Origin of the sequence: Halorubrum hochsteinianum (genome assembly GCF_023702125.1) — an archaeon.
GTDB lineage: Archaea > Halobacteriota > Halobacteria > Halobacteriales > Haloferacaceae > Halorubrum > Halorubrum hochsteinianum.
In genome coordinates, this window is sequence record NZ_CP098415.1 from 2,369,056 (window position 1) to 2,390,979 (window position 21,924).

Sequence of the window (21,924 nt, forward strand, 5' to 3'; positions counted from 1 at the left end):
AGCACGCACGTGTCCGCATGCGACTCGCTCGACTGCTCACCCCGGACGGTCCCGTGGCCGGCCGCTACGTCGACGGCGAAATCGTCACCGACGGCGGTCGCTACGAGGTCGGTCGCGACGGGCGGCTGCTCCCCCCCTGTGACCCCAGTGCGCTGTACTGCGTCGGCCGCAACTACGCGGAGACGCTCGACCAGATGGACTACGAGCGGCCCGAGGAGCCGGACTTCTTCATCAAGCCGCCGACGAGTCTGCTCGCACACGGCGAGGCGATCCGGTACCCCGAGTGGACCGACGAACTGACCTACGCCGGCGAACTGGTGGCGGTGATCGACGAGCGCTGCCGCGACCTCGCGCCCGAGGACGTGCCGGAGGTCGTGCGCGGCTACACGGTCATGAACGACGTGGACGCGCTTGACCAACAGGGCCGGACCGCCCGCAAGGCGTTCGACGGGTCGGCACCGCTCGGGCCGTGGATCGAGACCGACGTGGACCCGACCGACCTCGACATAGAGACCACCGTCGGCGGCGAGACGCGGCAGGACGCCAGCACGGAGCTGATGCTGTTCGGGCCACGCGAGATCGTCTCGTACCTCTCGAAGCGGTTCACGTTCGAGCCGGGCGACTGTATCGCCTTCGGCAGCCCCGCGAACCCCGGTCTCGTCGAACCCGGCGAGCGCGTCGAGATCACCTACGAGGGGGTCGGAACGCTCTCGAACACAGTGATAGACCCGGACGCGGAGTGATCGGCTCGCGGGCGGACGGACGGCGCGGGACGGTCGGTTCTCCTCACGGCTCCGTCGGATCGAGGTCGTCGACGGTCGCGTCGTCGATGCGGTCGTTGGCGAGCGCCAGCGCTTCCTCGTCGCCCCTCCGCACGTACTCCCCGATCGCGTCGGCGGCCTCAACGAGGGCGTCCGCGGCCGCGGGCGGCACGTCGCCTCCGAGCGCGTCGGCGCGCGCGACGCGGTCGCGGAGGCGCTCGAAGGCGTCGCGGGCCGGGCCGATCCTCGTTTCGGGTCGATTTCCTTCGACGGCGACCGTCGGGCCGTCTTCGGGCTCGTCAGCATCGTCCGCGTCGGTTCGGTCGGCGTCGTCCGCGTCGGTGTCGGCCTCGAGTTCGTCGAGGAAATCGAGGGCGTCGCTCCGGTACGCCTCGACCGCGCGCACGGCCGCCATTCCCCTCGCCTCCCGGAGCGCGGCCGGGACCTGGTCGGCCGGCGGTCGCTCGCCCCCGTCGGCCCCGGCGAGCAGTCGGAGGAGGTACTCGCGGTCGGCGTCGGTCGGATCCCGGAGCCGCTCGAAGCAGTCGACGGCCTCCAGCAGTTCGCGGGCCGCGAGGTAGGTGCCGTCGAGGGTCGCGAGCCGTCCGCCGTCGATGAACCCGCGCTTCCGGCAGTACTCTCGGAGGTCAGACTGGAGGTCGTCGACCCCGGACCGGGGGAGGGTCTCCGGCGCGTCACCGAACCGCTCCCGGTGTGCGGAGAGGTCGAGCGTGACGGCCGCGTCGGTGTGTGCGGTGCGGGCGTCGACGCCGACGCTGCGCAGGTCGCCGCAGCTCGGACACGCGACGGACCCGGTCTCGTAGTACGACCACCGCGTGCCGCACGACTGGCACTCGCGTTCGCCACGGACCTTCATGAAGGACGATTCGTCGCGTCCCCCCTAAACGGCTGCGGGTCGCGAGGTCGTCCTCGGCGGCTCGGCGGCGCGGATGACTGCCTATTTGACGCTCTCCGTCGAACCCTATTTGACGCTCTTCGTCGAACGGCCGGTATGAACTGGTACGCCGTCGACGCCCTCGACCGCGCCATCGACGCGACGCGGCGGTTTCTCTTCCCATTCGAGGCGGTGCGGTGGGCGAAGCTCGCGTTCCTCGTCCTCGTGATGGCCGGCGGAACGGCCGGCGCGTCGCGAGCCGGCCCGTCCGGTCTCGGCGTTTCCGTCGCCGGAGTGGGCCTATGGGCCGAGACTTTCCCTGCGGGGGTCGAATCGGTGCCGACCGTGACGAGATCGACGCCGACGGGCGTGGGAACGACTCCGAGCGAGGTCGAGCGCGTCATCGCCCGGACCGTCGAGCGCGTCGCGGGCCTCGACGACGCGCTGGTGGTCGCGGTCGTCGTCGGGGCGCTGACCGTTGGGGTCGCTCTCGCCGCGTGTTCGGTCGCGTTTCGACTCGTCTTCTACGACGCGCTCGCGACGAACGAGGTCGCGCTCCGGCGGCCGTTCCGCGCCCGGTTCCGACAGGCGCTGGGACTCTTCGGCGTCACGGCGGCGCTCGCGACCGCGGCCGCGGTCCCCGCCGTCGTGTTCGCTGTCGCCCTCGACCCCGAGGCGGCCCTCCTGCTCGGCGTTCCGATCGGTGGTCTCTCCGAGGAGCTCTCAACGTTCGGGGTCGTCGTACTCGGCGGGTTCTGTGCCGTGTTCGCCGCGATCTGCGTTCTCGCGAGTCGGCTCACGTTCGAACTCGTCTCGCCGACGATGGTCGCCCGGGAGACGGGCGTTCTCGGCGCGTGGCGTCGAGTGTGGTCGTCGGTCCGCGGATCGCCGCTCGACGTCGTCGTCTACCTCGCGATCCACGCGGTCGTCGCGGCCGGCGTCGGGTTCGTTCAGGCCGTCGCGGTCACGGTCGCGGGCGGCGTCGTCGGCGCGGTCGCCCTCGTCGCGCTGGTGCTCGCAGCGGTCCCACTCGGCGGACTCGGGGCGCTCGCCGGAACGACCGCGGGCGGCGTCGTCCTCGTCGCAGTGCTGGGGTGTGCGGTCGCCGCCACCGCGGCCCTCGTGCTTCCGGTGCTGGTGGTGACCCGGACGTATCTGATCAGCTACGAGGTCTCGACGCTCGCCGGTATCGACCCGGAGTCAGCCCCGCTGAGATCGTCCCCGCCGGCCCCGAAACCGGTCACGAGCGACGAGCGAGAGCCGGGCGTCGGGAGCTGATCGGATCGTCGAACGTCGAATTACATATTCGACACCATGGATAGCTTTTTACTCCGTTCATGAATGGAGAGAGGCATGGGACTGGACGACGACGCGCGGGAGTACCACCGGCAGGAGCCGCCCGGAAAGATCGAGATCGAGACGACGAAACCCACGAACACCCAGCGAGACCTCTCTTTGGCCTACTCGCCGGGTGTCGCGGCCCCGTGTCGCGACATCGCGGCCGACCCCGAGTCGGTCTTCGAGTACACGGCGAAGGGGAACCTCGTCGCCGTCGTGTCGAACGGGTCCGCCGTCCTCGGGCTCGGGGACATCGGCGCGTCCGCGTCGAAACCCGTCATGGAGGGCAAGGGCGTGCTGTTCAAACGCTTCGCCGACATCGACGTGTTCGACATCGAACTCGACATCGACTCCGTCGACCCGTTCTGCGAGGCGGTGAAGGCGATGGAGCCGACGTTCGGCGGGATCAACTTAGAGGACATCAAGGCCCCGGAGTGTTTCGAGATCGAGGAGCGGCTCCGCGAGGAGATGGACGTGCCGGTGTTCCACGACGACCAGCACGGCACCGCGATCATCTCGGGCGCGGCGCTGATGAACGCGGTCGACATCTCCGGGAAGGAGCTCTCCGAACTGGACATCGTCTTCTCCGGTGCCGGCGCGTCCGCCATCGCGACGGCCCGGTTCTACGTCTCGCTGGGCGCGCGCAAAGAGAACATTACGATGTGCGACTCCTCGGGCATCATCACCGAGGAGCGCGTCGCGGCGGGTGAGGTCAACGAGTACAAGAGTCAGTTCGCCAGCGAGGCCCAGGGCGGCGACCTCGCGGACGCCATGGAGGGCGCAGACGTGTTCGTCGGCCTCTCCGTCGGCGGGATCGTCTCGCAGGAGATGGTCCGATCGATGGCGTCGGACCCGATCATCTTCGCGATGGCGAACCCGGACCCGGAGATCACCTACGAGGACGCGAAGGACGCCCGCGACGACACGGTGATCATGGCGACGGGCCGATCCGACTACCCGAACATGGTGAACAACGTCCTCGGGTTCCCCTTCCTGTTCCGCGGCGCGCTCGACGTGCGCGCGACGGAGATCAACGAGGAGATGAAGGCGGCCGCCGCGGAGGCGCTCGCCGACCTCGCGCGCAAGGATGTCCCGGACGCGGTCGTGAAGGCGTACGGCGACGACCCGCTCCAGTTCGGTCCCGACTACGTCATCCCGAAGCCGCTCGACCCGCGGGTGTTGTTCGAGTTGGCACCCCGCGTCGCGGAGGCCGCGATGGAGTCCGGGTCGGCCCGGACCGAGATCGACTTAGCGAAGTACCGCGAGCGGCTCGAAGCCCGGCTGGGCAAGTCTCGCGAGATGATGCGAGTCGTGCTGAACAAGGCGAAGAGCGACCCGAAGCGGATCGCGCTCGCCGAGGGGACCGACGAGAAGATGATCCGCGCGGCCTATCAGCTCTCCGAGCAGGGGATCGCGGAGCCGGTGTTGCTCGGTGACGCCGACACAATCTCGCAGACCGCGGCCGAACTCGGCCTCTCGTTCCGTCCCGAGGTCGTCGACCCCGACGACCGCGACGTCTCAGGGTACGGCGAGCGGCTGTACGAGCTCCGCAAGCGCAAGGGGATCACGAAACGCGAGGCGGACGACCTGGTCAAGCGGGACACCAACTACCTCGGCAGCGTCATGGTCGAGACCGGCGACGTCGACGCGATGCTCACCGGACTCACGCACCACTACCCGTCCGCGCTTCGACCGCCGCTTCAGATCGTCGGGTCGGCCGAAGACACGGACACCGTCGCGGGCGTGTACATGCTGACGTTCAAAAACCGGGTAATCTTCTGTGCCGACACGACGGTCAACCAGGACCCCGACGCGGAGACGCTGGCGGAAGTGACGCGTCACACCGCCGACCTCGCACGACGGTTCAACGTCGAACCGCGCGCGGCGATGCTGTCGTACTCGAACTTCGGCAGCGTCGACAACGAGGGTACCCGGAAGCCGCGCGACGCGGTGAGCATCCTCCAGTCGGACGACGGGGTCAACTTCCCGGTCGACGGCGAGATGCAGGCCGACACCGCGGTCGTCGACGACATCCTCAACGGAACGTACGAGTTCTCTGAACTTGACGACGCGGCGAACGTCCTCGTGTTTCCGAACCTCGAAGCCGGGAACATCGGGTACAAGCTGCTCCAGCGGCTCGGCGGTGCCGAGGCCATCGGACCGATGCTCGTCGGCATGGACGAGCCGGTTCACGTCCTCCAGCGTGGCGACGAGGTGAAAGACATTGTCAACCTCGCCAGCGTGGCCGTCGTGGACGCACAGGAGTAGGCGCGTCGCGTCCGTCGCTACAACCGCGCGTCCCTCGAACAGTGAAGGTTGTTTTGCTCGGAGAGACACACCGTGTTTCCGGTGAAATAGGGGTACAGGTGGGTGTAGGTGCGGCGTTGAGACGGTGTTTGTGTCCTTCACAAAACAACAGGTTTTATTAACTAATACTGAGTAAAGCTCGCCAAGCCAATCGGCCAACGATTCGCGTAGAACCGGTCCGGTGTTTCACCGGAAACGAGGTCTCCCTCAGTTGGAACGGGCTGACTCTACCGAACACCTCATTTCCGGTGAAACGTGGCGGTTTGGTGGCTGTACGTTGTCGTCGCCTCGAGCCAAGTCATGTGTTACTAGCGTTTTGGTTCACTGAGACACCGTGCTATCCATCGAATGTCGTCTTCTAGACTCCGTAACTGGGTACTCTTCTCCTCCGGACGTTGGTTTCCACGACCACCGGTGGTGGCCGCAGACTCATCCCCGCGGAACCTCATCCGCGTTCGGTCGGCCTTGTAGAACCCTCTGCCCACCCACCCACCCCGCCCGACTCCCGTTTCACCGGAAACACGGTGTGTGTCTCGAACACCGATTGCCGTTCGGGCCTCTTCAACGCGCGGTGACGAAACGGAACGCATTTCACCGGAAACGCGGTGTCTCCCTCATGGACGCAGCGGACGACCTCTTCACGAGAGAGGACCCCATCTTCGCGAACAAGGAGCTCCTCGAGATCAGCCACCTCCCGGGCGAGGGGCGTATCGTCGGTCGCGACGACGAGATCGCCGATCTGGCGACGGCGGTCAACCCGGCCATCTTCGGGCAGAGCCCGAGCAACGTGCTCATCTACGGGAAGACGGGAACCGGAAAATCGCTGTGTGCGAAGTACGTCTCGAAGCGGCTCGTCTCGACGGCCAGCGAAGAGGGCGTCACGGCGACGTTCGCTTACGTCGACTGCGCGCAGGACACCACGGAGACGCAGGCGGTCCAGACGATCGCCGAAGGGGTCAACGACCCCGAGGAGACCGGCATCAACGTCCCGGACAAGGGGCTTTCGACGTCGACGTACTACAAGCGCCTCTGGCGGATCCTCGATCAGCGTTACGACGTCGTCCTGATCCTCCTCGACGAGATAGACAAACTCGACGACGACGCGATCCTGATGCAGCTGTCCCGCGCCGGCGAGGCCGGAAAGATCACCGACTGTAAGCTCGGCGTCGTCGGGATCAGCAACAAGATCCAGTACAAAGACCGCATGGACGAACGCGTAAAATCGAGCCTCTGCGAACGCGAGTTCGTCTTCCCGCCGTACGACGCGAATCAACTCCGGGAGATCATGCAGGCGCGTGCCGACGCGTTCCACGACGATGTCCTCGAACCGTCGACGATCCCCCGCGCCGCCGCGCTTGCCGCACGCGAACACGGCGACGCCCGGAAAGCGATCGACATCCTCCGGTACGCGGGAGAAATCGCGCAGGCGAACGGCGAACCGACGGTCCGCGAGGAGTTCGTCACGCAAGCGCGCGAACGAGCGGAGACCGACCGGTTCCGAGAACTCATCCGCGGGTCAACCCCTCACTCGCGGTATGTCCTTCAGGCGCTCGCGCTGTTGTCGCTCTCGAACGGGCGACAGGACGGGTTCCGAACGAGTCGGGTGTACGAGATATACGAGAACATCTGTCGGCAGGAGGGTTCCGACAGCCTCTCGCTCCGACGTGTCCGCGATCTCCTGAAGGAACACGCGTTCCTCGACATCATCGAGCAGTCGAAACACAGCGGCGGCAGCGCCGAGGGCAGCTACACGAAACATCAACTGTTGGAGGACCCGAGCGTCGTGAAAGAGGTTCTCACCGAAGACGACGCGGAAGCGTAACCCGGCAGTACTGGCCACTCGGCGTCAGTTCCCCGGTGCGTCGTTACCCTCCGCCAAAACGCGGGGTCCGAACAAACCGATCGATGTGAGACCGCGTCAGCCGAGGAGACCGAGTCCTTCGATGCGTTCGACAATCTCCTCGACCGCCTCCTCAGCGTCATCGGTGCGCTTGCCACCCGTGATGACGATCTTCCCGCTCCCGAAGAGGAGGATGACCACTTCGGGCTCGTCCATCCGGTAGACGAGTCCCGGGAACTGCTCCGGCTCGTACTCCACGTCTTCGAGACCGAGGCCGATCGCGAGGGCGTTGAGGTTGAGGTTGTGCCCGAGATCCGCGCTCGACACGATGTTCTGGACGGTGATCTCCGGGTCGTCCTCGACGGGGATCTGGAGACCCCGGAGCTTCTCGAAGATGATTCCGAGCGCTTCGTGGACATCGTCGATGCTCTTCGCGCCCGTACAGACGATCTTGCCCGAACGGAAGATGAGCGCGGCCGCCTTGGGCTCTTGGGTCCGGTACACGAGGCCGGGGAAGTTGTCGGGGTTGAAGTCCGCGCCCGGGAGGTCCTCCGCGAGCGCCTCCAAATCGAGCTCCTGGCCGATACCCGTCGATGCAACAACGTTTTGAATCTCGATCGAGTCTGCAGGGTTCGTCATCGTTCGCTTTTATATGTGGTCCCCTCCCTTATAAACGCCCGTGGTATAAACAACCGACCGGCTTCGTAACGATGCTAGCCCGATCGCACGCGCACGCGACAGGTCGAATTTCCTCTCAGAAATTATGACAACTTACGGATGGGTGTGTCCGTGACTTCCGTTCACGCGACCCTTCGACCGTCCTCGTTTCACCTTGATACTATGGAGTCTCGACCGATCGATATCTCGCTGATCGTTCCATGAAACCGCATGACGTGGCGAAGATGGTTCGACGGGGTTAAATACGACCCGGGCATTCGAAGAAATGCGAGGAGCCCCCGACGCGGGGGCACCGGTCGGCCGCAGACGCGGCCGGTCGAAAGCGTTCCGACGTGCTTAAGTGTATAAGCCCGTTCGGTCAATACGCGAAGAACGCATCGCGGACTCGGGCCGTTCAACTCGGCCCGGTTTCGCAGAGTCGGCCTGTCCGACTCACCCGATGAGGATCGCGCCCCCTGCGCTCCGGCGTAAGCGGCGATCTGATGTGAGCCGTGGTCGTTCGGTGCCATCCAAGCCGCTGGCTGGCCCCGGACACCACACAGACCAATGTAATGGTGTGTCAATCTTCGCTTCCACGAAGTTGACACCCGCCAACACCCCCTTCGAGCCGGGAACCAGGCTCGAAGGATATTCATTCCGGTTGATCCTGCCGGAGGCCATTGCTATTGGGATCCGATTTAGCCATGCTAGTCGTACGAGTTCATACTCGTGGCGAATAGCTCAGTAACACGTGGCCAAACTACCCTTCGGAGCACAATACCCTCGGGAAACTGAGGCTAATAGTACATACCATACCACCACTGGAATGAGTGGTATGCCAAACGCTCCGGCGCCGAAGGATGTGGCTGCGGCCGATTAGGTAGACGGTGGGGTAACGGCCCACCGTGCCAATAATCGGTATGGGTCATGAGAGTGAGAACCCAGAGACGGAATCTGAGACAAGATTCCGGGCCCTACGGGGCGCAGCAGGCGCGAAACCTTTACACTGCACGACAGTGCGATAGGGGGATCCCAAGTGCACAGGCATAGCGCCTGTGCTTTTCGGTACCCTAAGGCGGTACCAGAATAAGGGCTGGGCAAGACCGGTGCCAGCCGCCGCGGTAATACCGGCAGCCCAAGTGATGGCCGATCTTATTGGGCCTAAAGCGTCCGTAGCTGGCCACGCAAGTCCATCGGGAAATCCACCTGCCCAACAGGTGGGCGCCCGGTAGAAACTGCGTGGCTTGGGACCGGAAGGCGCGACGGGTACGTCCGGGGTAGGAGTGAAATCCCGTAATCCTGGACGGACCGCCGATGGCGAAAGCACGTCGCGAGAACGGATCCGACAGTGAGGGACGAAAGCCAGGGTCTCGAACCGGATTAGATACCCGGGTAGTCCTGGCCGTAAACAATGTCTGCTAGGTGTGGCTCCCACTACGAGTGGGTGCTGTGCCGTAGGGAAGCCGCTAAGCAGACCGCCTGGGAAGTACGTCCGCAAGGATGAAACTTAAAGGAATTGGCGGGGGAGCACTACAACCGGAGGAGCCTGCGGTTTAATTGGACTCAACGCCGGACATCTCACCAGCATCGACTGTGATAATGACGACCAGGTTGATGACCTTGTCCGAGTCTCAGAGAGGAGGTGCATGGCCGCCGTCAGCTCGTACCGTGAGGCGTCCTGTTAAGTCAGGCAACGAGCGAGACCCGCACTCTTACTTGCCAGCAGTATCGCGAGATAGCTGGGAACAGTAGGAGGACCGCCGTGGCTAACACGGAGGAAGGAACGGGCAACGGTAGGTCAGTATGCCCCGAATGTGCTGGGCAACACGCGGGCTACAATGGTCGAGACAAAGGGTTCCAACTCCGAAAGGAGACGGTAATCTCAGAAACTCGATCGTAGTTCGGATTGTGGGCTGCAACTCGCCCACATGAAGCTGGATTCGGTAGTAATCGCGTGTCACAAGCGCGCGGTGAATACGTCCCTGCTCCTTGCACACACCGCCCGTCAAAGCACCCGAGTGAGGTCCGGATGAGGCGCGCCACGCGCGTCGAATCTGGGCTTCGCAAGGGGGCTTAAGTCGTAACAAGGTAGCCGTAGGGGAATCTGCGGCTGGATCACCTCCACCGACCCGAGACCTCCCACACGGGAGGCTCACCTTAGACCGTTCACCAGAACGGTCACTACTCATTCGCATTGGACTGTGTACCGTCCGCCACCCACCGGCTTGGACACCTCAGAACGACCATGGCTCACACAACACGCGAGACACCAAACCTTCCCACCAGGGAAGGTGGGCTCATAGCTCAGCGGTAGAGTGCCTCCCTTGCAAGGAGGATGCCCTGGGTTCGAATCCCAGTGAGTCCATGTCCGTTCGGTCCGAATCCGTCCCCTTAAGTGGGAGACGCGACTCGGACAGAACACGACGACCGATGCACCATCCCGGGAAACCGCGGATGGGAAGGGTTCGACGAACGCCCCGTCACACCCGGGGCGATTCAATGACAACCGTGTATACGTGCGATCCAGACGTCCACTGAACTCATCCGAGTTCGTGGAACGTCAGTGAACCATATACAGTCGGAATACTCTGACGAGTATTTCTGACACCGTCAGCACTCTCCTTCGAGAGTTGGCTGACACACTACTGGCTACTGTGCCAGCTGGTGAATGGCTCGGCTCGAGAGCCGACGACGGACGTGCCAAGCTGCGAAAAGCTCGTGGGACCCGCATGGAGGGAAAGAACACGAGATCTCCCAATCGGAATCCGTTCAACAATTGCCACGCGCAATAGGGAACGCCCTGAATTGAAACATCTCAGTAAGGGCAGGAAAAGAACGCAAACGCGATGTCGTCAGTAACCGCGAGTAAACGCGACACAGCCCAAACCGAAGGTCTTCGGACCAATGTGGTGTTCGGGTTGACAACCAAATCTCGACAACTCATCTGAAGTCTCCTGGAACGGAGCGTGAAACAGGGTGACAACCCCGTAAGATGAGTCAGTACGGATGGCGTCAAATCCAGAGTAGCAGGGGTCGGATATCCTCTGTGAACACCTCAGGCATCCCCTGAGAAGGCTAAACACTCCTCGAGACCGATAGCGAACAAGTAGCGTGAGCGAACGCTGAAAAGCACCCCGAAAAGGGCGGTGCAATAGGGCCTGAAATCAGCTGGCGATCGAGCGACAGGGCGTACAAGGCGTCTCTCAAAACGACCGAGAAGCGATTCTCTAGTAGGAAGAGAGACGAGCCGGCGTCGTGTCGTGCGTTTTGAAAAACGACCCAGGGAGTGCACTTGATTGGCGAGTCTAACCCGCGAACCGGGGAAGGCGCAGGGAAACCGATACGGCCGCAGCATTGCGAGGGCCACCGTGTTCAAGCGCGGGGAGTCAATTGGGTGCGACCCGAAACCAGGCGATCTACGCGCGAGCAAGGTGAAGCGTGGCGAAAGCCACGTGGAGGCCTGTTAGAGTTGGTGTTCTACAATACCCTCTCGTGACTCGTGTGTAGGGGTGAAAGGCCCATCGAGCCTGGCAACAGCTGGTTCCAACCGAAACATGTCGAAGCATGACCTCATCCGAGGTAGCCCGCGGGGTAGAGCTACCGATTGGATGACCCGCCTCCGAGAGGAGTCGGCCATCCTGTCGAACTCCAAACCCGCAGGCGCTGTAGACGATGGGAGTCCGGTGCGCGGGGTAAGCCTGTGTACCGTGAGGGGAACAACCCAGAGCCGGGTTAAGGTCCCAAAGTGTAGATTAAGTGCGATTCGAAGGTGGTCTCAAGCCCTAAACAGCCGGGAGGTGAGCTTAGAAGCAGCTACCCGCTAAGAAAAGCGTAACAGCTTACCGGCCGAGGTTTGAGGCGCCCAAAATGATCGGGGCTCAAATCTACCACCGAGACCTGGCCGTGCCCGTCACAGGGCAACCGCGTAGGTTGGCGTACTGGTCGGACGGAAGCCCGGGCGAGAGCTCGCGTGGACCGTCCAGTAACGACAATCCTGGTCACAGTAGCAGCGATAGTCGGGTGAGAACCTCGACGGCCTGAAGAGCAAGGGTTCCTCGGCACTGCCGTTCAGCCGAGGGTTAGCCGGTCCTAAGGTGTACCACAACTTGACTACACCGACGGGAAGCTGGTTAATATTCCAGCGCCATCGTGCAGTAAACGCCGACGCCGTGTGGAACGCTGAGCCGGGCATTCGCCCGGTCGAATCGTGGAAACTCGTGGACGCCGTCACGGCACGAAGCGAGCGAAACGCGAAATAGCGAAAGTCAGCCGTACATAGGGCCCGTGAAAAGGCAAGCACGATGTCCGTACCGAGATCCGACACAGGTGCTCTGCCAGCGCAAGGCAAGGCCTGTCGGGAGAACCGACGTTAGGGAATTCGGCAAGTTAGTCCCGTACCTTCGGAAGAAGGGATGCCTGCTCTCTACAGAGCAGGTCGCAGTGACTCGGGCGCTCCGACTGTCTAGTAACAACACAGGTGACCGCAAATCCGCAAGGACTCGTACGGTCACTGAATCCTGCCCAGTGCGGGTATCTGAACACCTCGTACAAGAGGACGAAGGACCCGTCAACGGCGGGGGTAACTATGACCCTCTTAAGGTAGCGTAGTACCTTGCCGCTTCAGTAGCGGCTTGCATGAATGGATAAACGAGAGCGCCACTGTCCCAACGTTGGACCCGGTGAACTGTACGTTCCAGTGCGGAGTCTGGAGACCCCCAAGGGGAAGCGAAGACCCTATAGAGCTTTACTGCAGGCTGTCGCTGAGACGTGGTCGCCGATGTGCAGCATAGGTAGGAGACGCTACACAGGTACGCGCGCTAGCGCGCCACCGAGTCAACATTGAAATACTACCCGTCGGTGACTGCGACTCTCACTCCGGGAGGAGTACACCGGTAGCCAGGCAGTTTGACTGGGGCGGTACGCGCTCGAAAAGATATCGAGCGCGCCCGAAGATCATCTCAGCCGGGTCGGGAATCCGGCGAAGAGCGCAAGAGCAAAAGATGGTCTGACAGTGTTCTTCCCAACGAGGAACGCTGACGCGAAAGCGTGGTCTAGCGAACCTACGAGGTTCCGGAATGGGACCCGTAGATGACAGAAAAGCTACCTTAGGGATAACAGAGTCGTCACTCGCAAGAGCACATATCGACCGAGTGGCTTGCTACCTCGATGTCGGTTCCCTCCATCCTGCCCGTGCAGAAGCGGGCAAGGGTGAGGTTGTTCGCCTATTAAAGGAGGTCGTGAGCTGGGTTTAGACCGTCGTGAGACAGGTCGGCTGCTATCTATTGGGGGTGTGAGGTACCTGACGTGAACGAACGTATAGTACGAGAGGAACTACGTTTGGTCGCCACTGGTGTATCGGTTGTCCGGAAGGGCAGCTGCCGAGTAGCCACGCGACACGGGGTAAGAGCTGAACGCATCTAAGCTCGAAACCCACATGGAAAAGAGGTACCACAGAGGTCACTCGTAGAAGACGAGTTCGATAGACTCGGGGTGTACGCACCGAGGCAACGAGGTGTTAAGCCCACGAGAACTAACAGACCGAGCCACATTCATTGGCGCTGACGCGCCACGACTCGCATGAGTTCAGGCGGTAACTGGATCGCACGATTATACACGGTTGGTATCGGACCACACCGACACAGGAGTCTCTCTGTGTCTCCGCGCGGAGACATGGAGGGTCTCGGTTCAAATCCGAGAGTCGGCATGAAGGCGGCCAGAGCGGTGGGGAAACACCCGTACCCATTCCGAACACGGAAGTTAAGCCCACCAGCGTATCGTGAAGTACTGGAGTGAGCGATCCTCTGGGAACCACGAGTCGCCGCCTCGCCATTCATACGAGAGCGAACCGCTCTCACTTTCAGCCCGCGGGCGTAATGCCCGCGGGCTGTTTTCATTTCATTTCACGCACTCGCGAGCCCCGCGCTCGCGATCAACGACCGATCGATAGTCGCACGGACACCCGAGCCGGTGCCGCTGTGTAGCGGCCTCGACGGCACCGTCGAACGGCGACGGCGTACTCGGTCGCTGGACCGCGAGCGACCGGTGGGACCCCGCTCGCGGATAGTCATATCAGTACTGATAGTATCATGCGTAAGTTTATGAGTTTTGTCGGTGAAGCTAAGGTATCATGGACGGACCGAACGACGCCGACGCCACGGTGCGACTGGCCTGTGGAGATCGTCCGTCGGTTCGCGACGGGATCGCCGCGGAGCGGGTGGTGTCGGTGTTGTTCGGGACCGACATCGAGGCCTGGCGAACGGGGTGGCAGCGGACGGTTGCGGGACCGCCGAGTCGGGAGGCGGTGGTCGACGCGAGCGACGTCGCCCGGAGCGGGGTTGCCTCGTCGACGCAGGTCATGGCGAACGAAGGGCTCGCGTACACGGTGCTCGGTCGGGGGGCCGTGAACGAGCGGGTACTCGACGCCGTGGCGTCTCACTTCGACGGCGTCCCTTCGGGGACGGTCGATCTGGTGATCGACGACCTCGCGCCCGTCGCGGCGCGCAATGGATCCGACTCCGCGGTCGCGTTCGCGGACCGGCTCCTGAAGCGTTTGAGGGGCGAGCGAATCGGATCGCGCTCGGATTGTCTTCCGGGAGTCCCGTGGAACTGGTGTCTCAAGTCGGTGACGGCGTCGACTCGCTCGTCGGTACCGACCCCGAGGCGGACGCGGTCGAACTGCTCGCGCGCGAGGACCCGACTACCTTCGGGTACGTCCGTCGGCACTGGGCGGAGGCCAAGCGAGGGATCGAGGCGTGCGACCGCAACTACCCGCAGTCGAAGCAGGTCCACGCCGCGCTGGCGGATCCCGAGACGACGCCGCGAACGCTCGGCGCGACGCTGTCGGGCTTGGTGACTCTCGGCGCGTTGGACACGTGGAGCGAGACCGTGGGGCCGACCCGATACGATCTCACCGCGTACCGGCCGGACCGCGCGTGGGCCATCGGCGTCGCGGTCGAGGCGGGCGGGTCGGACGACTGAGCCGCCGCTCGCGACGCTCTCCCACCCGGTTCGTCAGTTGTCCGTCTCGCCGACGCGTTCGAGGTCTGTCTCCACGACGGTTCCGTCCGGTTCGATTGTCACGCTTCCGAGCGGCGCCGTCTCGCCGGTCTCGTATCGGGCTGCGACCGCCTCCAGGGTCCGGCGGCGGTCGAGCCGCTCCCACACCGTCTCCGCGACGAGCGACTGGAACGTCTCGGGGTCGGTCCACCCGGCGTCGATGTCGGAGGGGACGCCGACGACGACGCGGAGTTCCGTCTCGGCGACGCGGATGCCGACGCCGAACGTGTCCGCACACATGGCCCGCGGTTCGAGCCGAGAGGTCAAGTCTCCGTCGCTGCGTCAGTCGGGCGGTGGGTGTGTTTTTCCGGACCTGCTCGTCCACCACTCGAAACCGGTAAGCGCCCGCCGCTCGAACGGCCGCGAGATCCGATGACTTCGAAGCCGGCGGTGTCACCGAGCGCGGGACTGGCGGTCGCGGTGGCCGCCGTGAGCGCGGGCGCGATCCTCGTGCGTCTGAGCGACGCGCCGAGCTCGGTCGCCGCGTTCTACCGGGTGCTGTTCACTACCCTGCCGCTGGCCTCGGTCGCTGCGTGGCGATACCGCGGCGAGTTCGCCCGGATCCGCTCTCGGGACCTCGCGTTCGCGTCCCTCTCCGGGGTCGCGCTCGCCGTCCACTTCGCGGCGTGGTTCGAGAGCCTCCGGTGGACCAGCGTCGCGGCGAGCGTGACGCTGGTTCAGGCCCAACCGGTGTTCGTCGCGCTCGGCGCGTGGCTGTTGTTGCGCGAGCGGGTCACGCGTCGCATGGGCGCGGGTATCGCGGTCGCCGTGGTCGGGATGGCGTCGATGTCTCTCGGCGATTTCCTCGGCGGCGTGGCGGTCGGTCCCCGTCCACTGTACGGGAACGCGCTCGCGCTGTCTGGTGCGGTCGCCGCCGCGGGCTACGTGCTGGCGGGACGCTCGTTGCGCCAGCGCATCTCGCTGATCCCCTACGTCACGGTCGTGTACGGCGTCTGCGTGGTCGTACTGTTCGCCTTCGTCCTCGCGGCCGGGCGTCCGCTCACCGGCTATCCGCCGCGTGAATGGCTGCTGTTCGCCGGGCTGGCGGCGGGGCCGGGGCTGCTCGGCCACACCGTCCTCAACTGGGCGCTCGCACACCTCGAATCGAGCGTCGTCTCCGTCTCGCTGCTCGGCGAACCGGTCGGCGCGACGCTGCTCGCGTTCGTGTTGCTCTCGGAGGCCCCGACGCCGGCGACCGTGTCCGGCGGCTGCGTCGTCCTCCTCGGCATCTACGTCACGGCGGCCGCCGACCGCGAGTAGCGTTTTCAGCCTCGATATTTTGGGATAAACGTTGAAGCCCGCCGGCCGACTGGACGGGGTATGGACCGGCCAACAGTCGTCGCGTTCGTGGGCGACGACGCGAGCGCCGGCGAACGCGTGTCCCGTGCGGTGGACGCCGCTTGGGAGGGTCCCCACCCGACGTTTCGCGCGCTCGCCCCGGCCGACCTCAACGCGGACCGCGACGGCGAGAGCCCGTTGGAAGCGACCTGCGGAGTGGTCGTCACCGCCGCGGCCGCGGCCGACGGAGACGTGAGAGACCGCCTCGACGCCCTCCCGTCGAACGTGCCGGTGATCGCGCTCGTCGACGAGGCGACGACAGCGACGATCCGAACTCTGCTGTCGGCCGGCGTGGACGACGTGGTGGAGGCGGGCGGGCGGAACTCGGTCGCCGACGAACCCGCCGATGTCGCTCGACTCGTCGAGCGACTCGCGAGCCGAGCGGACCCCAATCGCGTCCGACTGGGCGACGACGACGTCGCCCGTCTCGCCGAGGTGCTGCTCGACGCCGGGACGACGCTGATGAGCACGCGGACCGACGAGGTCGGCACGAAGATCGAGTGGACGATGGAGAACGTGGGCGAACACGCCGAACTCGACCGGATCGTCTGTTACCGGGAGGACGACGGGCGGTTCGTGCCCGCGTACAGCTGGTGTCCCGACGGATTCGAACCGGAACCGACCGCGTTCGAGGAGTTCCCCGAGCCCGATCAGCTGTCGACGTTCGCGAACGTCGCCCGTCCCTCCACCGCTCCGGCGTCCGTCGGTGACGAGAGCGGGGAGGTGGACGAGCGACCGCCGGCGACGGTTCACGTGCCGCTCGTCGTCGACTGGGAACTGAGCGGGACCGTCGCGTTCGAGTCGGACGACCGCCGGGTGTGGACGGACGAGGAGGTCGACCTGTACCGCACACTCGGCGACCTCGTCGCGCACACGGTCGCCCGAAACGATCGCCGGAGGGCGCTCCGGCGGCAGGCCGAACAGCTCGAACAGTTCAGCGCCGTCGTCTCACACGATCTCAGGAACCCGCTCAACGTGCTTTCGGGATACCTCTCGCTCTCGGAGGAGGATCTATCACCGGCACGCTACGAGGCGATGAGCGGCGCGGTCGACCGCATGGAGACGCTGATCGACGACCTCCTCATGCTCGCGCGGCGCGGCGAGGCGATCGGTGACACGGAGCCGGTCCCGGTCGAGGCCGTGGCGGAGGACGCGTGGCAGTCGGTGCGCGCGCCCGACGCGACCCTCACGATCGCCGACGAGATCGGCCGCGTCGAGGCCGACCCGAGCCGGCTCCGGCAGGCGTTCGAGAACCTCTTCCGGAACGCGATCGACCACGGCGGCCGGGACGTCACCATAGAGATCGGACCGCTCGCGGCGGGCAAAGGCCTGTACGTCGCGGACGACGGCCCCGGCATCCCTGTCGAGATGGTCGACACGGTCTTCGACTCGGGCGTCTCGTCGGCCGACAGCTCCGGGATCGGACTGGCGATCGTCGACCGCATCGTCGAGGCGCACGAGTGGGACATCGAGGCGCGAAACGACGACGGTGCCGTCTTCGAACTCACATTCGGCGCGGACGCGACGCAGGCCGCGTCGCTGTAGGCGGTGTCGCTTCGCGGTCGAGTCCGCGGCGCGCTCAGTTCTCCGAGAAGCGGTCGACGGTCCGACGGTGCCGGTCGCGAAACATTCCCTCGAACCCGATCTTCGCCGGCGGGCCGGCGACGTCACCGAGCGGTCCGAGCGGTAGCCGGTAGGCGACCGTGTCGACGAGGAGGGTCTCGTCGCCGTCGGCGTAGAAGGCGTGCGTGTGTTCCCAGCGTCGGAACGGGCCGCCCTCCATCTCGTCGACGAACCGGGCGGAGCGCTCGGGAGCGGTCGTTCCCTCGGGCTCGCGCTCGGTGATCCGCGAGGTCCACCGCTGTCGCGGCCCGACCCCGAACGGCCTGATCGACATCTCGATCGTCGACCCGGCGACGAGGACCTCGGGGTCTGACTCCCCGTCCGGCCCCTCGACGCCGCCGATCCGGAGGCGCATCCAGTCGGGGGTGAGTTCTCGCAGTCCGTCGACCGTGGAGTGAAACTCCCACACGTCTTCGATCGGGGCCGGCACCCGAGTCGTCCGCCTGTACGTCGGCATACCCGCGGTACGGGTCGGGCGGACAAAAAGCCGTCCTCGGCGGCGGTCCGGGACCGAAACCTCGATGTCTACGGGGCTCCTGTCCGAACACGATGGAACGCGGGGCGATCGACGTCGACGACCTGGCCGGACCGTTCGACCTTCAGGCGACGCTCGAAAGCGGACAGAGCTACCTCTGGAACCGCGCGGACGGCGACACCTACGACGAACTCCACGCGCACGGCGGCGACGCGTGGTACGAGACCGTCGTCGACCCGATCCCCGGCGTGACCGACGAGCGCGTCGCGGTCCGGGTCCGACAGGAGGGGGGCGTCCACGACGGGACGCTCCGCTGGGAGGCGTCGACCGACGCCGAGCCGCTGTTGACCCACCTGCTCCGGCTCGACGACGACCTCGACGCGATCGTGGACGCCACGCCGGACCTCCCGCTCTTGGAGCGCGCGTACGACGCCTACGAGGGACTGCGGTTGACCCGCGACCCGGTGTTCCCCTGCCTGATATCGTTCATCTGCTCGGCGCAGATGCGCGTCGCCCGCATCCACGGGATGCAGCGTCGACTCCGGGAGACGTACGGCGACGCGGTCGCGCTCGGCGACGAGACGTACCGCGCCTTCCCGACGCCGGAGCAGTTGGCCGCGCGCACGGAGGGCGAACTCCGCGACCTCTCTCTGGGCTATCGCGCGCCGTACGTTCAGCGCACGGCCGAGATGGTCGCGAGCGGCGAGGCGGACCCCCGCGAGGCGGCCGACCTGCCGTACGAGGACGCCCGCGAGTCGCTCACGCGGTTCGTCGGCGTCGGGGAGAAGGTCGCCGACTGCGTGCTGCTGTTCTCGCTCGGCTTCCTCGAGGCGGTGCCGCTCGACACCTGGATCCGCACCACCATCGAGGAGTACTACCCCGACTGCGACCGCGGGAGCTACGCGGCGACGTCGCGGGCGATCCGCGAGCGGTTCGGCGGGGAGTTCGCCGGATACGCGCAGACGTACGTGTTCTACTACCTCCGCGCCGGCGGCGAGTGAGTGAGACGAACGGCGACCCGGCCGAAGTTTGATACTCGCTCGCGTGGTAACTCCGCACGTGATGGACTGTCGAGTCGTCGTCGAGGCCGCGGTCCCGGTGTACGACGTGGAGACCGTCGACGAGGCGGTCCGGATCGCCATCTCGAAGACCGGCGAGATGCTCAACCCGGACCTCAACTACGTCGAGATCGACGCCGGGACGCGGACGTCGCCCGGCGGCGAACAGCTCGATCCGGCGTTCGTCGCGGCGGACGAGGCGCTCGTCGCTCTGGAACTTCAGATGGACGTGTTCAACGTCGACCGCGACGAACACGCTAGCCGCGTGGCGCGCAAGGAGATCGGAAAGCGTCTCCAGAACATCCCGCTGAAGGTGCTGTCGGTCACCGAAATCGACCCCGAGGAGAGCGACCGCGCCGAGGAGACGCCGGTGACCGACGACGAGGGAAGCGCCGGCGACTGACGACGAGGGAAGCGCCGGCGACTGAACGTACCGACGGTCGGACGACGGTCGCTCCGCTGGGCGGTGAACGGGACGGTCGGCGAGGAGCAGTACGCGGAAGGTCTCAGTCGGCCGTCGGGGCCAGGGGCTCCGACTCGGACGACTCCATCGGCTCGGTGATTCCTTCGGTCAGCTTGAAAACGGCCGCTTTGTGGTCGGTCTTCGACTTGTGAATCGATGTCGGCTTGACGCCCAGTTCCTCGTACGCTTCGAGGTCGACGTCGTCGTCCCAGAACTCGCACTGTTTTCGTACCTCCGCGAGGAGACCGTGAAGATGGATGAGTTCCTGCTTCTTCATGAGTACCAGTTCTTTGCTACTGGAGGTATATATTATTATCTTGAGCCACGTTACCATGGTCTTTGCGTATTTCGCGAGTAGCGGGGCGGAGAAGTGGGTTCTCGGAGATCGTTCAGGATCGTTTCGCGTACATCCGCGGCTCCGCCGCGAACGTCGCCCGCGAACGAGGGCCGCTCGCCGGCCCCGACACGCGCAGAACTATCGAAGGAGAGTCGCCGCATTGAGCTCGCCGGGTCGAACTCTCCGGAGTCGACTGCCGAGTCCGTCGAGACGCGGGACCACCCGGTCGGTTACTGGAACTGCCTGACGGCCTCGAGGTCGCGCTCCGTCCGCATGAACTCGGTCAGCCGTCGCGTCGCGTGACACGCCGAACAGCTGAAGTTGGATCGGAGGTCCTGAAGGTCGGCCGGATTGTCCTGCCACTCCTTGCCACACTCCGGACAGACGAGTCTGACGAACGCGTCGACCATGTCACCGCTTACACCGGGCCGCGTTAAAAACGTGGGTGGCGGATCCGAGGGTAGCGAATCCGGAGGGCCGCGTCAGGCTGCCACGTCGCCGCTCGCCTCGAGCAGTTCCTTGTACCGGTTCCGGATGGTGACCTCGCTGACGTCCGCCACGTCGGAGACCTGGCTCTGGGTCACCTTCTCGTTCGAGAGCAGCGCGGCGGCGTACACCGCGGCGGCGGCGAGACCGACCGGCGACTTGCCGCTCGTGATCCCCGCGCTCGCGGCGTCGGCGAGCAGTTCGCGGGCCCGCCGCTCGGTCTCGTCCGAGAGGTCGAGCCGCGAGACGAATCGCGGGACGTAGCTCGTCGGGTCCGCGGGCTGGACGCGGAGCCCCAGTTCGCGGACGACGTAGCGGTACGTCCGCGTGAGTTCCATCTTCTCCACCCGAGAGACGGCGGTGAACTCGTCGAGGCTTCGCGGGTTCCCCACCTGCCTCGCGGCGGCGTACAGCGCCGCGGTCGCGACCCCCTCGATGGAGCGGCCGGGCAGGAGGTTCTCGCTCAGCGCGCGGCGGTAGATGACGCTCGCGGTCTCGCGGACGTTGTCGGGGAGGCCGAGGGCGCTGGCCATGCGGTCGATCTCGCCGAGCGCTTGCTTGAGGTTGCGCTCCTTGGAGTCGCGGGTGCGGAACCGCTCGTTCCACGTCCGCAGCCGCTGCATCCGCCGTCGCTGTCGCCCGGACAGCGACTTGCCGTAGGCGTCTTTGTCCTGCCAGCCGATGTTCGTCGAGAGCCCCTTGTCGTGCATCATGTTCGTCGTCGGGGCCCCGACGCGCGACTTGCTGTCCCGCTCGCCGGAGTTGAACGCGCGCCACTCCGGCCCGCGGTCGACCGAGTCCTCCTCGACGACGAGCCCGCAGTCGCTACAGACGGTCTCGCCGTGTTCCGTGTCGCTCGCGAGCCGTCCGCCGCACTCGGGGCAGGTCGTCGTCCGCTCGCTCTCCCGTTCGCTCGTCGTCTCCGCGGCGCTCTCGGACCCCTCGGCCGTCGACTCCATCGATCGGACGCGCGTGCGTTCCCCGCCCTCGGTCCCGTCGCTCGGGTCCGTCGGTCGTTCCCGCTCCGTACCGCCGCCGCTGTAGGTATCTGTCTCTGTCATGGGTTGGTCCGACGATCCCCCGACGAAAATACAGCGAGGTCCGCGAATCGCCAGCTGTTAACGCATAGTTAGTCGCAAAAGTATATAAATCTGCCGGTGCGCAAGGACCCGAACTCCGACGGAAAGCCCCTTAAAGGCGGTCTGAGCCGGTATTCAGCGCACCAGGGACTCCACGCGAGGACCGAACCCCGCCGGTTCGGAAACGCGGCGACGTATATACTTCACCCTC

At 65.1% G+C, this 21,924-nt stretch carries 16 protein-coding genes, 1 tRNA gene and 3 rRNA genes; 13 read left to right on the forward strand and 7 right to left on the reverse strand.

The features are described 5' to 3' along the window. Positions 1–17 precede the first annotated feature (17 nt). The gene (locus NAF06_RS12060) at positions 18–743 is read left to right on the forward strand and encodes a fumarylacetoacetate hydrolase family protein (RefSeq protein WP_008585587.1); all 726 of its coding nucleotides are present in this window, start codon (positions 18–20) and stop codon (positions 741–743) included. Positions 744–786: 43 nt separating this feature from the next. On the opposite strand, the gene NAF06_RS12065 is transcribed toward NAF06_RS12060, so the two are convergent. Continuing rightward, entirely contained in the window at positions 787–1,638 is an 852-nt protein-coding gene (locus NAF06_RS12065) for a DUF7117 family protein (RefSeq protein ID WP_008585585.1), read from the reverse strand. Between the two features lie 135 nt (positions 1,639–1,773). Between NAF06_RS12065 and NAF06_RS12070 the strand changes: the two genes are divergently transcribed. The 3 genes from NAF06_RS12070 (at position 1,774) to NAF06_RS12080 (ending at position 7,123) form a co-directional block, all read left to right on the forward strand. Beyond that, on the forward strand, positions 1,774–2,934 hold the full coding sequence (locus NAF06_RS12070; protein WP_008585584.1) for a DUF7544 domain-containing protein: 1,161 nt from the start codon (positions 1,774–1,776) through the stop codon (positions 2,932–2,934). A gap of 75 nt (positions 2,935–3,009) precedes the next feature. Continuing rightward, positions 3,010–5,262: an NADP-dependent malic enzyme gene (locus tag NAF06_RS12075; RefSeq protein WP_008585582.1), complete on the forward strand. Its 2,253-nt coding sequence runs from the start codon at positions 3,010–3,012 to the stop codon at positions 5,260–5,262. A 655-nt stretch (positions 5,263–5,917) separates the two neighbouring features. Beyond that, positions 5,918–7,123 (forward strand): Cdc6/Cdc18 family protein, encoded by a 1,206-nt coding sequence (locus tag NAF06_RS12080; protein WP_004598511.1) that lies wholly within the window; start codon positions 5,918–5,920, stop codon positions 7,121–7,123. Between the two features lie 96 nt (positions 7,124–7,219). Here the strand turns inward: NAF06_RS12080 and NAF06_RS12085 are convergent, their stop codons facing one another. Then, on the reverse strand, positions 7,220–7,780 hold the full coding sequence (locus tag NAF06_RS12085) for a TATA-box-binding protein (protein ID WP_004046033.1): 561 nt from the start codon (positions 7,778–7,780) through the stop codon (positions 7,220–7,222). A gap of 672 nt (positions 7,781–8,452) precedes the next feature. Here NAF06_RS12085 and NAF06_RS12090 point away from each other — a divergent pair. The 5 genes from NAF06_RS12090 to NAF06_RS12110 all read left to right on the forward strand — a co-directional run bounded on the left by NAF06_RS12090 (position 8,453) and on the right by NAF06_RS12110 (position 14,776). Continuing rightward, positions 8,453–9,922: ribosomal RNA gene (locus NAF06_RS12090) — 16S ribosomal RNA — on the forward strand. A 169-nt stretch (positions 9,923–10,091) separates the two neighbouring features. Continuing rightward, positions 10,092–10,163 (forward strand) — tRNA-Ala (locus NAF06_RS12095). A 275-nt stretch (positions 10,164–10,438) separates the two neighbouring features. Then, positions 10,439–13,350, forward strand: a 23S ribosomal RNA gene (locus NAF06_RS12100). 153 nt (positions 13,351–13,503) lie between these two features. After that, a 5S ribosomal RNA gene (rrf, locus tag NAF06_RS12105) occupies positions 13,504–13,625 on the forward strand. Together the 16S, 23S and 5S rRNA genes with 1 tRNA gene alongside form the textbook arrangement of a ribosomal RNA operon. Before the next feature lie 782 nt (positions 13,626–14,407). Continuing rightward, positions 14,408–14,776: a hypothetical protein gene (locus NAF06_RS12110; RefSeq protein ID WP_239638680.1), complete on the forward strand. Its 369-nt coding sequence runs from the start codon at positions 14,408–14,410 to the stop codon at positions 14,774–14,776. A gap of 33 nt (positions 14,777–14,809) precedes the next feature. Here NAF06_RS12110 and NAF06_RS12115 read toward each other — a convergent pair whose 3' ends face one another. Further along, positions 14,810–15,094 (reverse strand): DUF8124 family protein, encoded by a 285-nt coding sequence (locus NAF06_RS12115; RefSeq protein ID WP_008580678.1) that lies wholly within the window; start codon positions 15,092–15,094, stop codon positions 14,810–14,812. A gap of 132 nt (positions 15,095–15,226) precedes the next feature. On the opposite strand from NAF06_RS12115, the gene NAF06_RS12120 reads away from it, so the two are divergent. Further along, positions 15,227–16,114, forward strand: coding sequence for a DMT family transporter (locus NAF06_RS12120; RefSeq protein WP_008580680.1), 888 nt, complete (start codon positions 15,227–15,229; stop codon positions 16,112–16,114). A 60-nt stretch (positions 16,115–16,174) separates the two neighbouring features. Then, positions 16,175–17,737: a sensor histidine kinase gene (locus tag NAF06_RS12125; protein ID WP_008580682.1), complete on the forward strand. Its 1,563-nt coding sequence runs from the start codon at positions 16,175–16,177 to the stop codon at positions 17,735–17,737. A 34-nt stretch (positions 17,738–17,771) separates the two neighbouring features. Here the strand turns inward: NAF06_RS12125 and NAF06_RS12130 are convergent, their stop codons facing one another. Further along, a complete protein-coding gene (locus NAF06_RS12130) occupies positions 17,772–18,272 on the reverse strand; it encodes an SRPBCC family protein (RefSeq protein ID WP_049908504.1) in 501 nt (166 codons plus the stop codon). Between the two features lie 92 nt (positions 18,273–18,364). Here NAF06_RS12130 and NAF06_RS12135 point away from each other — a divergent pair, with 92 nt between their 5' ends. Next, positions 18,365–19,291, forward strand: a complete 927-nt coding sequence (locus NAF06_RS12135) for a DNA-3-methyladenine glycosylase family protein (RefSeq protein ID WP_008580685.1) — start codon at positions 18,365–18,367, stop codon at positions 19,289–19,291. Between the two features lie 61 nt (positions 19,292–19,352). Further along, positions 19,353–19,751, forward strand: coding sequence for a DUF555 domain-containing protein (locus NAF06_RS12140; protein ID WP_008580687.1), 399 nt, complete (start codon positions 19,353–19,355; stop codon positions 19,749–19,751). A gap of 103 nt (positions 19,752–19,854) precedes the next feature. On the opposite strand, the gene NAF06_RS12145 is transcribed toward NAF06_RS12140, so the two are convergent. From NAF06_RS12145 to NAF06_RS12155, 3 genes are all read right to left on the reverse strand, one after another. Continuing rightward, positions 19,855–20,088 carry a UPF0058 family protein gene (locus NAF06_RS12145; protein WP_004598519.1) on the reverse strand — a complete coding sequence of 78 codons (234 nt, stop codon included), beginning with the start codon at positions 20,086–20,088 and terminating at the stop codon, positions 19,855–19,857. A 290-nt stretch (positions 20,089–20,378) separates the two neighbouring features. Next, positions 20,379–20,558 carry a DUF7836 family putative zinc-binding protein gene (locus NAF06_RS12150; RefSeq protein WP_006630112.1) on the reverse strand — a complete coding sequence of 60 codons (180 nt, stop codon included), beginning with the start codon at positions 20,556–20,558 and terminating at the stop codon, positions 20,379–20,381. Between the two features lie 72 nt (positions 20,559–20,630). Continuing rightward, complete coding sequence (locus NAF06_RS12155) at positions 20,631–21,695, reverse strand: transcription initiation factor IIB (protein WP_008580695.1); 1,065 nt, start codon at positions 21,693–21,695, stop codon at positions 20,631–20,633. Positions 21,696–21,924 lie beyond the last annotated feature (229 nt).